Origin of the sequence: Enterococcus sp. DIV1411a, assembly GCF_050531945.1 — a bacterium.
Classification (GTDB): Bacteria; Bacillota; Bacilli; order Lactobacillales; family Enterococcaceae; genus Enterococcus_B; species Enterococcus_B faecium.
This window is the reverse complement of sequence record NZ_CP172892.1, coordinates 550,680-565,905: the sequence shown is the minus strand read 5'-3', so window position 1 is coordinate 565,905 and position 15,226 is coordinate 550,680. Positions and strand designations below refer to the sequence as shown.

The window sequence follows — 15,226 nt, the reverse complement described above, 5'->3', positions numbered from 1 at the left end:
TTTCCAACAGCCGAATGACACATTTCTAAAACTCTGTGTATTTTTTTCGTACACCTGCGCTTTTTTCTACAGGATATTTCAAATTATTTTTGATCAATTTTTCTTCAATGATCTCATCTAGATCCAGCTGAAGGTTGTCTGCCATCATGTATGAATAGATCAATACATCCGCCAGTTCTTCTTTGATTCGTTCTAATTGTGTTTCTTTTACTTCTTCCGGCGTTTTCCATTGAAAAAGTTCTAACAATTCAGATGCTTCCAAAGAAATAGAAATAGCCAAATCTTTTTCGTTATGAAATTGTCGCCAATTACGTTCGTCTCTAAACTGGTTGACTTTTTCCATGCTATTCATTTGCTTGCCTTCTTCCAATCATTTCTTACTTGATTAATCATACCATTTTTTTACATAAAAAATAGATGATGCTTTTAAAAAAACTCCTGTTTTCTTTTATTTAAAATAAATGTCATAGAAATCAATAATTTAGGTAGCCACCATGTGTATGCAGTAATGTGACTTCTTCCCCTGAGGCTTTTTGTTTTTCGATACGTTCTTCTCCCCAAACAGACATCGCTACTAGAATCTCTCTTAATGATTTTCCTTCTTCGGTGAGCGAGTACTCTACTTTAGGCGGGACTTGGTTATAGACTTTTCGATGGACAATGCCATCTTGTTCTAACTCTCTTAACTGCTGGGTCAGCATTTTTTGTGTGATCGTAGGGATTTTCTTGCTTCTCCACGCCTAAAATAAGCGATATTGCTCTTCCCTTTATCTGGTGTAAGCAAAGCAGTTAGCATTTTGACGATCGTGGGTTCCGCTTTTCACTTCTTATCTACTTAGTATCATGAAGTATACTTTCGTACTAATACTAAGTAGCGGAAGTGTCAACTACTTTGTTTAACTACATAGCAAAAGAAACAGAAGGGTGACAACGGTCATCACGCTTCTGTTTCTTTTGAATATGCTGTGTTGTTGTCTCTATCTCCGTGTAGACTTTCCTCAAGCTTATCCTTTGACAGTAAGTCAGTAGGCTGATTTGCTCTTTCTAGATGCCAGATACATTTCTACAAAAAAATAGTGATTCTATTTTGAAAATTCGATTTTTAGTTCTGCATTTTCGTAAACATCCAACATTTTTTTCGCACTGTATAGACCTAACCCGCCATTTTTTTTAGAGGTTTTTCCTCTTTTGACCATCTCCGATAGCGTCAAATTCGTCGGATTTGCCTTGTTCGCTATACTAAAACGTAATCCCTCTTTTTCTTCCAGCAGATTGATCGTAATCGGACTCTGATCGGCTACACGATGATCGAATGCGTTAGAAATAAAAATAGATAAACAGCGAATAAAAACAACCAGATCAATCGGGATTGTTTTCACTTCGACAGGAATAACTACTTGGATCGGGATTTTCTCCGATTCTGCTTTTTCTAGAAATTTTAAAAAGACACCCCTGACAGCTGGGGATACAATATTTGTTAGCTGTTGTATTTGCGGTTTTTCAAAAATAGCTGCAGAAAGATCTTCTAAGATTTCTAAAAATTCCAACGTTTCTTTTTTATTTTCCTGAAGAGTAATTTTTAATGAAAACAGTAGACTTTTATAATCATGTTTGAATTCCTCTAGATGATGGTAATATTCTTCATTTATTTGATACAGTTGAAGCGATTCCTGATGTTGTCTTTCTTTTACTTGGAAACTGATCAACATAATGGAAAAAAACAAAGAAAAAAAACTGATGACTATCGACAAAAGAGATAGAAGCAGATAATTAGATGAGCGGAAGTGAACACTTCCCAATACCAAGTAAATCACGCCCCAGCTTAATAAAATACAAATACCTCCAAAATAGTGTTCAGTTGGATAAGTAAAAAGCAAGTTGAGAAATCTCGTCTGTTTGTCTATACTTTTTACTAATAGATAGAAAATAAATGCGATAAGTAGTGCAAAAAAACTTGCTGTTCCAAGATGTCTCTTTCCTAAATAATCCATCAGATCAAAAACCAGAAAAAAGCTGAGTCCAGTGATAGCAAAAAAAAGATTACTGATCAAACAGCTGATAAACAGGTTTTTCGTAGTAAAATAAAAAAGAAACATCAATAATAAGCCAACTAGGTAAGGAAAGCTCACTTTAGGGATAGGAAATAAAAGTGTCACCACCATCAAAGCTATACAACCAAAGCTGTTTTTTACTAGCAGTTGTTTCGAAAAGAATAAATAGATACCTAAATCTAAAATCAAAGTAAAGGTCAAATAAAGTGTCACTGTTGCGACCATCTTATTCCTCCATTGTTTTGTTTCAAAATGTACACATATTTTTTTAATAGGAGCCTGCATATGAAAAAGTATTTTATCATATATCAGCCATCGCCAGTCAAATGTTTCTGGCTGATTTTTTAAATCAATATCCTTTTCATTCAATTGGTCCACTGGCATCATCAGTTATTTCAAAATCGGTATGGAGATTCCAGCGTTTTTCTTTCCAAGCACCCTTCACAACCGCTTGATAATGTCCCGGAGCTAATTTTTTTCTTTCTAATGGGACAAGTAAATCAAAATTTGTATTGGGTGCTACATCTATTTTTTCTTTTTTTATTGAAAGATAAGGCTCTTTTGTTTCTTTTTTGTAGATTTCAACCGATGTAGTCAAGCCGAACATATAAGAAGCATTTGGATTTTGAAGATTCGCCTTAATCACATTTCTTCCATCGCTTTGATCCGCATAAGCTTTTTTTAATTTCAAATTTGGGGAAGACTCTTTTTCGCTATTTCGAATCAAGATTGCTTTCACTTGAGAAAACTGATTGACGACACCAACTGTACTTTTGTTAGAAACGTTCTCTTTTTTTCTTGAAACGTGATTCCTCCTGCGACCACACCAGCCAGCTCTTTTTCTGGAGCTTTCAGTGAAAGTGTCTCAGTGACCGCACTTTGAGGAGGAACAGTTATTTCTCCCACTGTTTTTGCTAAGTTTTTCATATCATAACTTAATGTTTCATCAAATTTACTTTTTGATTCTCCATATTCGATCACACCGTTTGAATTCGTCGTAGCGGAGTGGATCAATGTCTCAACTGTTACTGATTTATCTGTTCGGTTAAAGACCGTGTAGGGGATTTCCTGTGTTTTCCCAGGCTCCATCCTTACATTTATATATGTTTTGTTCTTATCAATCTGATTAGCCGGTAATTCAAAATCTACCGCAAAATTGAATTCGGAGGCATGGACAGGTGTCTGCCAAAGGATGAATCCAAGGAGAAGGATCAGAAGTAAAGAGCAGTTGTTTCGATGACTTTTATTCCATATTCGATTCATCAATCATCCTCCTTGATCTTTATTCTGTCGGCGCATCTGCTAATGTCCATGTCATCTCTGCTGAGTAATTACCAGCTATCTGATTTTCTTTGGTTAAGACAAGTTTAAACGCCCGACCATTATTTAAATATTCTGAATAATCTGTTTACACATTCGTTGAATTTTGTCCTCTGACAATTTCCAGTTCTTCTTCATTCACTAATTGATACTCCTCAGCTTTCTTGAAATATAGGACATCCTGCATAGAAAATCCTGCATCGGTTGTGAAAGGCTGAGATAATTTTATCGTTAAGATCCATGGACTTTTTGTTTCTCGCTGATCATAAATCCATAATTTTTCCTGTATATCCATTTGGCCAAATGCTTCTTGCGTCAACCCAGTTGCTTTGATCTGACCACAATCGAGTTTGGGAGGGGCAAGAAATGAGAGACCACCTTCTACTACGATCTTCGTAGCAGGTGCAAAAGGCGGGGCATCATGATAAACAACTGGCGTATCACTTGGATTGTGATTCCCAATTTCATCGTTGGTACTTGGCTTGTTCTGCACACCCTTAGCAGCAGCTTCTCCTGCTTGGTCGTTTAATACAATTTCTAATACATCTCCTGCAAAAAGTTGATTTTCTGGGATAGAAAGAACAAATTTCCCTGTATCATCAATAGTTGTTTTGGACAAAACAGCTTGATTTTTTTCAATGAAACCAAAGCTCCTGCTTCGCCTGTACCTGTGATTGAGCGAGAAGCTGCATTGATCAATGTGGTACTTAATTTAGCAGGCTCAGGAGAAATCACATCGACTGTCGTTTTGGCAGAGTCCAGTTCTGTCACTTCTTGGCCGCCTCTTACTTTTTTAGCAGCAACTACTTGCACTTGATCCCCCGTTGTTAGTCTTTCTTCGTTGGGTACTTGAACCTCAAACAAACCGCCTTGTTTGCCTTCTCCCCACGGATTATATCCTGCCCCTTCATTTTCATCTGTTTGTCCTTGTGTGAGAGCAGTAATTTCTACAGGTGATTTCGTCGTATATGCATAAGTAATACGTAAAGTCACTTCTACTTCGCCTGTCCAAGCATCTCTTGGCTTTGCCTCGACACCTTCGGGAACAACGACATGCCCATAGATTTTTTTATCTGCATTCGTTGGTACTCTTAAGGATTCAATCATCGGAAGCTGGTTATTGGCACTGATTCGATTATAATTTTTCATTCCGGCACCTGTCTGAGCAAATTCATTTGTTAAACCTGCACTAGGGCTTGATACAAAATTACCTAAGTCGGTTCCATTGATCGATAAGTCTGTCATATCAGAAAAATAATCCGGATCTTTTTCAAAGTTATCGAACGTTGCTCCTGCCTTTCGCCATAAAGCAATTTCTGAATGAGCGATCTTCAAAGAAGAATCGCCATTTCCTTGAAATACCCAGCCACCTATGCCATTAGTCTCGCTTCCGATCCGTTTGTTTTGGAAATCGAAATAGGTAGGAGATTCTAAGTCTACATTCAACACATCCCCACTGATGATGCCAGTCTTATCTTCCCCAGTTTTCCCGACCATGACTAAATAAGTTTTTTCGCCAGCCATAAAGTTCAAATCAATATCTCCAGTTGTATCTACGGTAGCTCCGGAATCTGCGCGTATATCGATATTTGATTTTTCTCCAGTAACCGTAAAATCAGCTGACCCTGGACTTTCTAGAAAACCAGAAGCGTCATAAAATTGGATCGCTTGGTTTCCTTGATTGAGTCTGTTCACATAAGATTTGCCATCCCCTGCATTTCTTACCTTCAATGAGCCTCCATTAGTTACTGTTAGTTTTTGCGTACCGTTCTCAAAACGAACTGCGCTAGAACGACCACTTTGCTTATCAATATCGATGACTGATCCGGCTCCTTCTACGATAAAAGAAAGTCCTTTCCTTACAAAACGCATCCCATTGTTTCCAGGTTGGTCGCCATCTCCAGCCATTTTGACCGAGATTTGTCCACCACTTGATACATGGATTTGACTAGAATCTCCTTGCAGGCGAAATCCGCCAGTAGTCGCTGTATTGATTGTGATTTTCCCATCATTCGACACAGCGACTCTTGATCCTGAGCCTCTCATTTGGATAATTCCGCGATTGTTGTCGTTGGTAATATTGATCTTTGTATTTACCGAAAATTCACTTCCTGAGCCACTGACTTCAAATGTGACATTCCCGGGTAGCGTATCGACAGCCTCTCCTTCATCGCTGACTCCATCTGCCCGATCATAGTCAAGAGAGACCTTTGAACCACTCAAGATATGGAGTCCTGGTGCTGTTTTTCCACTGCCCGTCTCATCACCTGAATCTAGAAAACCATAGAATTTTCCTAGATATGGTCCACAAAGCTGACTACCATTGATTACATTTAGCTTATAGCTTCTACAAAAATAAGCTTTACCCGGAGCGGCATTCATCCCTTCTTTCACTGGTTGGACATCCAATACACCGGAAACACCATCTAATGTGACAGTTGCACGAGGGGCGTAAATCAGGCCTAATTTAGAACCATCATATAAGTCAAGTGTCCCGGTAAATTTTATTTCTCCCGTAAAATGATATCTGCTTCCCCAAAAATCGGACATATAAGCAATGATAATGGCATTTCCATCGATATTTGGTATCAACCCACCTGGACGAGCTGCCGTTCCTTTAAAATTCTGAAACTCGATCGACTGAGGTGTCTCATTGATATAGATGTGATGTGTGCCGAAATTATGAGCAAGTCCGCCAAAATCGATAACGATATCTCGCTTGATCTCCAATTCCCTGTCTAAAGTCAAAGGCTGAGTTAAACGAATCTTAGCTACTGATTCGTCTGCGAGAAGCTGCGTCAGTTCTTCTGTTGTGGCAGCTTCGCTGTACCGATCCGCTGAAACAACTCTAACCTGTACCTCTTCACTGCTATCAGACGTTTGTTCAGCTACTTCTGAGGTCTCACTTGTCTTATTTTCTTCTTGCCTTGTATTAGAAGTAGGCGCCTCACTTTGGGATTCTGTAGTTTCAGAAGTAATTGATTCTTCTGAAAAAGTAGTCTTGTCAAAACTTTGATTCTCTGATTGCGTTGATTCGCTTGTTTTCTCTACATCGGCAAAAACGGATGTCACCATCAAGAGAGGGAAGACAAACAAAATCGACGCAATCAGCTTTTTTACATATTGATTCATTCTCCACCATCCTCTCTGACGTTTTGACAATTTTATTTTAACGTTTTAATTTATTTGTAATTGTACTTTCATATTTAAAATACCCGTGGTGCTAGTTAATTTTTTCCTAGAGGAAAATGTCTAAACATGTTGGTAAATCAACAAAAAAACGCATATAGTAGTCTCAAAACTCCCAAGAAATGAGGACTACATATGCGTTCATCAAAATATACTGAACATTATACAGATACTTTTATAACATTCAAGGAAATTATGAGAACTGTTTCTAACATATACCACAATTGTGTACCAGATAAGATTAAAAACCGAAGAAATACTGATCAACTGAAGCAACGCGATACAGTGATTATTGCTTGTGTTATATGGGGTATAATTAATGGCTATACTAGCCAAAGAGCCACGTATAGAGCGGTTTGTTCCGTCTTATTTCCTAATGGTGACTTTCCTAGTAGGAGTCGATTCACTCGCTTAAGTTCAAACTTAGCTTACACTATCAAGATTATTCGATACTTTTTCATCAAGAAGCTCACCAAAGGTGAACTAGTCGGAATTATAGATAGTTTTCCTAGTCCATTATGTAAACCAGTTAGAAATAGACAAGCAAAACTATTGAATCAAATAGCCAAAGTTGGCTATAACTCAACAAAAAAATCTTATTTTTATGGTCTTAAAATTCATATGATCGTTACTAAGACTGGCTTTCCGATTACTTACTCAATCACGAATCCAGGTGTCCATGACGTGAAAGTGTTAGAGACTTTATCGGAAGAAGCGAATCTTCCCAATATCCTAGGGGACAAAGGATATATTAGCCATAAAATCCATGAAAAGCTTGCCCTTAAGGGCATTACTATATCCGTTCCTCCACGTAAAAACATGGATAAATCAGAAAAACTAGACCACAGCTTACTTGGAAAACAAAGAAAAACAGTTGAGACTGTTTTTTCTTCCTTAGAAAAATTAGGTTGTCAAAATTTCAACTCACGTTCTGTTAAAGGGCTAGAGAGTAGATTTGAAAGCATATTACTGGCTTACAGTGTTCTATTAAGTCGAGCACAACGACGTTTTGGAGGAACTTTGAGATATTCTTTAGGATATTAAAATTAACTAGCACCACGGGTTTAAAATATGTATTTTTATGGAAAATTTTTCTGTTAGGTGAAAATTTCTTTTTTGTACAAAAAAAGGCTGTGACAAAAGTCTTGTCACAGTCCCTTATCCCGAACAAGCAGTGTTCTCCTGACAACTCTTCGGCCACAACCTCCATTTTAACAATAAACCTGTAAATGTGAGGGTAACACTTTGATTATCACAGGTAATTTATCCCCTTCATCCCCATCAACATTCGTCGTCAATTCTTCCTCATCAGCTAATGACACAACTAATTGCTCACAAGTAAGATAGGCTAGATTTTTCGTAGATTCATCTACTCCTTTTAATAGGTCTGGCAATGTTTTAAGCGTATCGATCAAAGAAGAATCTTTTAAATAAACCAAATGGAGCTTACCATCATCCACTTTTGCATTTGGAAGTAATGTTTCAAGACCGCCGACTGAGTTAGTTAATCCTATCAGCAAGGTACTGCTCTCAATTTCTTCCTTCTTTCCATCAACTTCTACGTGAAACGAGTAGGATTGTGTGGAAGCTAACTGTTTGATTCCTGACATGAAATAAGCTAGTTTTCCAAATTTCGTCTTCTTCTCCGCATCTACATCATTGATTGCTTCAGGGATAGAGCCAATTGCGACGACATTCATAAAATAGTCGTCATTTATTTTTCCAATATCCAATGGCTTGACTGATTCAATCGAAAAATGATTGATCGCTTCCTCAGGTTCTAGCGGTATCCCTAATGCTCGAGCCAAGTCATTCACCGTACCCAATGGGAAAAATCCGAAATTTGGCCGATGTTCTTGTTCAGCGATTCCACTGATTCCTTCGTTGACTGTTCCATCTCCGCCCATGACAAACACACTATGATACCCTTCCGTAGCCGCTTCGCGAGTAAAGTTTTTTGCATCCCCTGCTTTTTTTGTATGCAAGACGACCACTTCATCAAACACCGATTTCAATTTTGCTATCGCTAATTGCTCAAATTCCTTTGCTTGTTCACCGCCTGAACTGGGGTTTACCACTAATAAAACTTTTTTCATCACTTTCTTTCCCTTCTCATTGATTTCTTTAATATAACGATAGCATAAAGAAAAAAATTAGGCTGTGATGAAGTACTGTTCATGAAACATTCATTTATTTTTTGACAAGATAAAACACCCATACTATAAAACTGAGGAAAATTAAAACAATGATATAGGAAATAAAAGAAAATGATAGGCATTGTATACCTAATAAAGTAAAAATCTTAGGTGGCAGATAAAAACACAAAAATAGCAAGAGAATGTAATAGCGTTTCTTCCACTTTTTGTTATCAGACCTTATAGCGATCAGAGGAATACCAAATGCATAACTGAAAAACTCTTGATGTACTGTTAATATGTCACGACCTTGAATAATAAATGCGACAATCCCCACTATAATTAGTGTGCCTAACACCAAAACGGAAAATTGATGAATATATTTTATATACAAATGATCCATTGTACTTCCTGCCTTTTTATTTGCGCCGATTGTAAAATTAAGCTAGACAACTAAAAAAGTCATTTGTGCTACACTCAAAATAGTTCCGTCCAAAGAATTATAAGGAGTGAGTACAAATGACCTATACCCATCTTACAACGGATGAACTTGTAATGATAGAGTCTTATTTCAAAATAAATCAATCTGTTGCGAAAACTGCGCATTGCTTGAATCGTTCAAGACAAACGATCCATAAAGTATACCTGTTCTTCAAGCAAGGAAAATCAGCCTTAGAGTACTATCAACAGTATAAGAAAAACAAATCAAACTGTGGTAGACGCCCGCTTGTTTTACCTGAGGAACAATCAGAATATATTCAAAGAAAGGTTGTTCAAGGATGGACACCCGATGTGATTGTTGGTCGTGCAGCGTTTCCTATTCGTTGTTCTGCTCGTACCATTTATCGTATGTTCAAAAAGGGGCTATTTAATCCTTCTGACTTACCGATGAAAGGCAAGCGTAAACCAAATGGACATCAAGAAAGACGTGGAAAACAAGCTTTCCGTCGCTCTATTCATGAACGTGAAAAAGATTATAGCCAATTCTCAAATGAGTTTGGTCACCTTGAAGGTGACACTATCGTAGGTTTGAAACATAAAAGTGCTGTAATTACCTTAGTTGAGCGATTATCAAAAGTTATCATCACATTGAAACCGTGTGGTAGACAAGCGATTGATATTGAAAACAAATTAAATCATTGGTTTGAATCTGTACCGAAAAATCTATTCAAATCCATCACTTTTGATTGTGGAAAGGAATTTTCAAATTGGAAACAGATCAGTAATGCCAATGATATTGCCATTTATTTCGCTGATCCAGGAACGCCGTCTCAAAGAGGCCTAAACGAGAATTCTAACGGATTGTTACGTAGAGATGGTTTATTGAAATCTATGGATTTCAATTCAGTAGATGAATCTTTTATTCAATCTGTCGCATCGAAACGAAATAATATTCCTAGAAAATCACTGAATTATCGAACACCTTTGGAAGTATTTTTGAGTTACGTAAGTATTGATGATTTGTCTAACTTAATTTGACAATTAAGATTGTGAGAAAAACAAATCCGTATACGTGAATAACTTCTAGAAATAAAAGAAATTTGCAAAACCACTCCATTTATCTACTTCTACGTGCATTTTTTAATATCGTTTTCTTTATTTAAGATTATACAGAAAAATATCTAGGGTGGCTGGATTCTAAGTAAAAAAAATTTTTAAAATAAAAAGAACTAAATCAAGTAGTAATTAAACTACTGTTGATTTAGTTCTAATAAAAAGATTTAGATGAACAGTTTTATTGATTTAAATAGTTCATATTTTTTATTTATACCGCTTATTTACTACTTGCTGTACTAGAATCTGAAGTGAATGTACTCAAAACATTTTCAAAGTCTTTGTCTTTGATTTTTACATTAGCGTCTTTCAATACTTCGCCAATTACTTTATTCTGGAAGGTACTGTCACTTAATTTTGTGTCTGTTGCAATTTCTTTCAATTCTTTTTTGTATTTATCCATGTCGTTGCCTTTGTTTTGGTTTTTCACCATTTTAACCACATAATATTCCGTAGTATAAGTTGAAGCATTGGTAGAAGTGATCACATCAGAAACTTGACCATCTTTCAACTTAAAGGCTGCTTCTTTGACTTCTGCCGGAACCGTTGTAGTAGTGGAATCAAATTTCACTTTTCCGCCATCTTCTTTTGTCGTAGTATCAGTTGACTTGTCTTTGGCTAATTTAGAGAAATCGTCTCCCTTATCAGCAGCTTTCTTCACATCTTTTGCATCATCTTCACTTGCTACTTGGATAATTTGAGCTTCCACTTCTGGATGGAAAGATTCCCAAGCCGTTTTTAAATCTTCATCGGTCAATTTGATATGTTTCTTTAGACCTTCTTGAAAGGCTAGACTTTGTTTGATACTGTCTTTGAATGTTTGTTCTGTGTAACCTGCAGATTTCAATTGTGAATCAAATGAATCACCCAATTGTTTCTTTGTTTGATCATATTGGGAATCGATTTCTTTGGTTGATACGTCATCTCCATATTTATCTTCAAATACTTGATAAACGATCAACTGTTGCACAGCGGAATCTGCTCCTTGCATTTTTTTCAAGCTATCCATTACTTCTTGTTCGCTGATTGTACCGCCTTTATAACTAACGGCTGTTTTTTCACCGGCATTCGTACAGCCTGACAATAAGCCAGTGCCTAGTACGATGGCAAGTGCTAAAAATCTTTTTTTCATTTATCAATTCTCCTACTTTTCGTTTTTTGCGAATTGCTAAAAACAAAGGTGTTCAAGATGAAAATCATCAAGAACACCTTTACTAATCTGCTCGATACGTCCTGAATAGATATAAGGCTACACAATCCAGAAAGTTCGCTCAGCAGAATAAATGTCAAGTAGCACATCACACCTTAATATACTACTTCTTTTGTTACCGCTTTTCAAGTCTATCTTGCGTTCCGTATTTAACGTAACTAATTCTTAGAACAAATGTTATCGATTTTGTTTTTCTTCTTCCGCTGCTGGGATATTCAAATCAGACACTTTTATGTTCGATTTTCCAGACATTTTTTTGTTGTTTTTATTGAAAAAAATTGATTTTTCATTTGTTTTCTAAAGCATGATCTTCTTGTTTCCTATTTTGGTCAGATATGGATCATGCATGACCACGATAACTAACGTACCTTGGGAAGCCTGTTGCGATAAGATTTCAACGACTTGCTCCTTATTTCGTTTATCTAATGATCCAGTTGGTTCATCGGCTAAAATGATTTTGCTATTCTTCAATAAGACTCTCGCACAGGCGATTCTTTGCTTCTCACCACCAGATAATGTGTAGATAGGCGTACTTAGTTTCTTGTTTATATTTACTTTTTTCAATGCCTCATACTTTGCTGTTCGCTTATCTGAAACATTTAAATTTGAAAACTTCAATCCAATATCTAAATTAAAATCGATTGTTTCATATTCAATCAACCCAAAATCTTGAAAAAGAAAAGATATGGTATTTCTTTTTATCAAGCACTTCTCTCTTCCAGTTAATTGTTTCATCTCTTGATCGAACAAATAGAATTGTCCTGAACTGAACTGATCATTCAATCCTAATATATTCAATAACGTACTTTTACCTGCTCCACTTTCTCCAACAACAGTCACAAGATCTCCAGCATCCGCAGTGAAACGATCCAAATGAAGAATCGTTTTGTTTCGAATGATTTTTTTCGCACCTTTTATCACTATCAACGGCTCCAATTGTTAACCTCCATTCATCAGCAATAACTGACTTTTCTTTTCTGTAGACAAAATAAAAACAACTGAAAGAATAAAATCAATGAAGCTAAAGAAAAAAATATTAAAAAGATATTTAGGCTCTCTTTCTATAAGAAAAAGGAAGATTACACTTGTCGTTCCCCATTTGATGAGGTTCATCATGAAGAAATCTTTATACGTTTCAAAGAGCGAATAACCACTTGAACGAAAGATAGCGATTTTCCGACAATTGTAGACAAAATATATGCATAACATGACATAGCTCAACAAGAAGAAAGAAAAGAAAGTGAGAAAACATATCTGTATCAAGTAATGAAATGATCTGCTTAACACTTTGACAGCTATCTCTTCAGTCTGAGTATACGGAAATGATAACTGCAAGTTATCACGTAACTGACTTTCTTCAATCAGCTCAAATAACCTTTCTTTCGACAAAGAGCCTATCTTGATCTTTAACGGTGGATAGATTTCTCCGCTGAGAATATTCCTTTCCCAATACGTACTGTTTTTCAATGTCAGTATTTCAACAACCGGATAATGTTCGATCCAGGGGATAGAAGGAATAAATGTATAAATGGGTTGATTGTTTTTTATAAATAGAAATTTCGGTTCTTTTTCACTGATTTCTTGATAATATTCTGTTATTTGCGCCAGGTCATTTTTTAAATCTGTATGTCTATATCGTTCAGGGATCAATATAACAGGGTGCGTTTCTTTTTCGGTTATTTGGATCAACCTTCCAGAGACATCAATCAAAGGAAATTTCTTAAGATAATTCAGATTTATTTTTATCCCTCTGCCAAACTGTTCATTTTCTTCATTCAAGTAATCTGATACGTTGACTAATATACTTCCGTTTTTATTCAAAGTTTCATATAATTCCTGATCTGCTGCTGATGCAAAACGATTGGAATAAATAAAATCCACGTGGTTTTTCCCGATGGTTACTGGATAAAACACATAATAGTCTTCATCAGCGATTTCTTTTGGAGGTTCATGGGAAACAGCTAACTGTGAAGAAGAAAAAACAATAGTTGCTAATTCGACATTGGCAACGGTCAAAAGAAGAGAAAACAACAAACCAAATGTAAAAAGAATGTATTGGATATAGTTGAACGCTTCTCTTAACGAAGCGATTTTTTCAACTAATAAAAGAGAAATCAAAGAGATACCATATATTCCGCTGAACAAGAAAACGTACATCTGGAACAAATAAAGAAATTGCTCCTTATAATACATAAAAATAAAACCACCAATAATTCCTGCAATTATGAATGTAATAATGATTTTCTTTTTCCCCAATAAACACCACAATACTTGATGTAATGAAAAGCCATTATTCAACAATAAACTGATTTCTTTATTCATCAATAAGAAAAAGGATGATAACAAAAGGAATAAAAGAATCAATCCAATAGTTAAATACACTCGATAATTATATACGTCTGTACTTGAAATAACCGAATACGAATAGCTATTTTCAAAGTCTTCAAAAATATTAGTGGCATAATCAGTGTGAAATGCTTGATTGAATCGTTCCACAAATAGTGAAATGAACCGTTCATAGGCTTCTTTTTCTCTCGTCATCAAGAAAAATTCACCTTCAAAATCTTTTATTTTGATCGATTCTTCAATGGACGTTACGCGAAAGGAGGTATTAGAATAGGGTACCTTCTCGTGAGAAGATTTGACATCCCCTTGATAATACAATGTCATTTCAAGCTTTGGCTGTATCTTGAAGTTCCAAGATGTATCTACTTCATTGGATTCATTTACTGTTTTTTTCATATAAGAAAGCTCAGTTTCTGATGAGACATTTTCAAATACCATGATTAGCTGCTCATATTCTTCTTGCCCAATAAAATGTTGTGGCAATCGAATCGGAGTATAAGTATCTGTTTGATGGAAAAATTCATTTGTCCGATAGAGTACCTGTTTATTTATACTAACCAAGGCAAAACCACTCATGATACCGGTCACTATGATTGTGAGTAAAACTGTGAACTTTTTTTTGATTATCACCACTCTCCCTTACTTAAATGATTCTTTGATAAAATCATACCGTTTTTCATCAAAAAAACGTATCTATCAAGTGTATAGGTCATGTAGAATAAATCTATATACTGTAGAATCGAAAGGAGAAGAAGATGAACATCGGAGAAAAAATACGAACTTACCGCAGAAATTGTAAGCTTACGCAAAAAGAATTAGGCGAAAAAATTGGTGTTTCCGATAAAACGATTTCTAGTTGGGAAAATTCTCGTACAATGCCAGACCTTGAAATGCTGTCACTTTTACATCAGACTTTAGGTCTGCCGATTGATTTTCCTTCTATTGAATCAGCTACCGAATCAATAGAACCAACATTGCCAGACGAACCTCTTGTTATCAAGAAATCTTATTCATCAAAACAACCCTTCTCACTCAAAAAGACACTATCTTTCTTTCTGCTCGTCTTTTGTTTGGTCTATCTTTTTCTTATCAATTATCAATACCAAAATGAAACGATTGATCGATTCAATCCTTTTTTGAAACCACAAATCGGCTATACCACACTCCCTGTAGGATACGTGGACAATTCCATCGAACATTGGGTATGTAATGATATCTTTGGTCATGGTACATGGCTCTCTTTTCACGCTGGAGAGGTAGAAAAAGGTAAGAATCATGCTGTAATCAAACACAAAGGAAAACACGTCATGAACGTTCGCCTGCTCTCTTGGGAAGCCATTCCCTCAGATTACCAAGAAATCCTCATCCAAGACTATGACGACGCCTTAAAAAGAACCCCTCAGGAGCCAGATAGGCATTAA

11 protein-coding genes and 3 pseudogenes are annotated in these 15,226 nt (G+C 36.1%); 3 read left to right on the top strand and 11 right to left on the bottom strand.

Annotated features, from left to right (window positions below; all coding sequences use genetic code 11):
- Positions 1-25: 25 nt before the first annotated feature.
- The 6 genes and pseudogenes from IGJ87_RS02670 to IGJ87_RS02645 all read right to left on the bottom strand — a co-directional run bounded on the left by IGJ87_RS02670 (position 26) and on the right by IGJ87_RS02645 (position 6,503).
- Positions 26-352, bottom strand: a complete 327-nt coding sequence (locus IGJ87_RS02670) for a nucleotide pyrophosphohydrolase (protein ID WP_002318717.1) — start codon at positions 350-352, stop codon at positions 26-28.
- Between the two features lie 121 nt (positions 353-473).
- Positions 474-728, bottom strand: a pseudogene (locus tag IGJ87_RS02665) (winged helix-turn-helix transcriptional regulator); the annotation flags it as partial.
- 354 nt (positions 729-1,082) lie between these two features.
- Positions 1,083-2,276, bottom strand: a complete 1,194-nt coding sequence (locus IGJ87_RS02660) for a GHKL domain-containing protein (protein ID WP_430609803.1) — start codon at positions 2,274-2,276, stop codon at positions 1,083-1,085.
- A 136-nt stretch (positions 2,277-2,412) separates the two neighbouring features.
- Positions 2,413-2,790 (bottom strand): DUF3324 domain-containing protein, encoded by a 378-nt coding sequence (locus IGJ87_RS02655; protein ID WP_002325863.1) that lies wholly within the window; start codon positions 2,788-2,790, stop codon positions 2,413-2,415.
- Positions 2,773-3,314, bottom strand: a pseudogene (locus IGJ87_RS02650) (DUF916 domain-containing protein); the annotation flags it as partial. The pseudogene IGJ87_RS02650 and the gene IGJ87_RS02655, both read right to left, overlap by 18 nt.
- A 19-nt stretch (positions 3,315-3,333) precedes the next feature.
- Positions 3,334-6,503, bottom strand: a pseudogene (locus tag IGJ87_RS02645) (Ig-like domain-containing protein).
- A 192-nt stretch (positions 6,504-6,695) separates the two neighbouring features.
- On the opposite strand from IGJ87_RS02645, the gene IGJ87_RS02640 reads away from it, so the two are divergent.
- Complete coding sequence (locus IGJ87_RS02640) at positions 6,696-7,604, top strand: IS982-like element ISEfm1 family transposase (protein WP_002324522.1); 909 nt, start codon at positions 6,696-6,698, stop codon at positions 7,602-7,604.
- Positions 7,605-7,771: 167 nt separating this feature from the next.
- Here the strand turns inward: IGJ87_RS02640 and IGJ87_RS02635 are convergent, their stop codons facing one another.
- Together IGJ87_RS02635 and IGJ87_RS02630 are read right to left on the bottom strand one after the other, a co-directional pair.
- On the bottom strand, positions 7,772-8,656 hold the full coding sequence (locus IGJ87_RS02635) for a diacylglycerol/lipid kinase family protein (protein ID WP_002323758.1): 885 nt from the start codon (positions 8,654-8,656) through the stop codon (positions 7,772-7,774).
- Positions 8,657-8,750: 94 nt separating this feature from the next.
- Entirely contained in the window at positions 8,751-9,098 is a 348-nt protein-coding gene (locus tag IGJ87_RS02630; protein ID WP_002323757.1) for a hypothetical protein, read from the bottom strand.
- 116 nt (positions 9,099-9,214) lie between these two features.
- Here IGJ87_RS02630 and IGJ87_RS02625 point away from each other — a divergent pair, with 116 nt between their 5' ends.
- Positions 9,215-10,174, top strand: a complete 960-nt coding sequence (locus IGJ87_RS02625; RefSeq protein ID WP_000222573.1) for an IS30 family transposase — start codon at positions 9,215-9,217, stop codon at positions 10,172-10,174.
- A gap of 295 nt (positions 10,175-10,469) precedes the next feature.
- Here the strand turns inward: IGJ87_RS02625 and IGJ87_RS02620 are convergent, their stop codons facing one another.
- From IGJ87_RS02620 to IGJ87_RS02610, 3 genes are all read right to left on the bottom strand, one after another.
- Positions 10,470-11,381, bottom strand: coding sequence for a peptidylprolyl isomerase (locus IGJ87_RS02620; protein WP_002288548.1), 912 nt, complete (start codon positions 11,379-11,381; stop codon positions 10,470-10,472).
- 375 nt (positions 11,382-11,756) lie between these two features.
- On the bottom strand, positions 11,757-12,395 hold the full coding sequence (locus tag IGJ87_RS02615; RefSeq protein WP_002325867.1) for an ABC transporter ATP-binding protein: 639 nt from the start codon (positions 12,393-12,395) through the stop codon (positions 11,757-11,759).
- A gap of 3 nt (positions 12,396-12,398) precedes the next feature.
- Complete coding sequence (locus IGJ87_RS02610) at positions 12,399-14,435, bottom strand: DUF1430 domain-containing protein (RefSeq protein ID WP_002325868.1); 2,037 nt, start codon at positions 14,433-14,435, stop codon at positions 12,399-12,401.
- A 125-nt stretch (positions 14,436-14,560) separates the two neighbouring features.
- On the opposite strand from IGJ87_RS02610, the gene IGJ87_RS02605 reads away from it, so the two are divergent.
- Positions 14,561-15,226: a helix-turn-helix domain-containing protein gene (locus tag IGJ87_RS02605; protein WP_002323752.1), complete on the top strand. Its 666-nt coding sequence runs from the start codon at positions 14,561-14,563 to the stop codon at positions 15,224-15,226.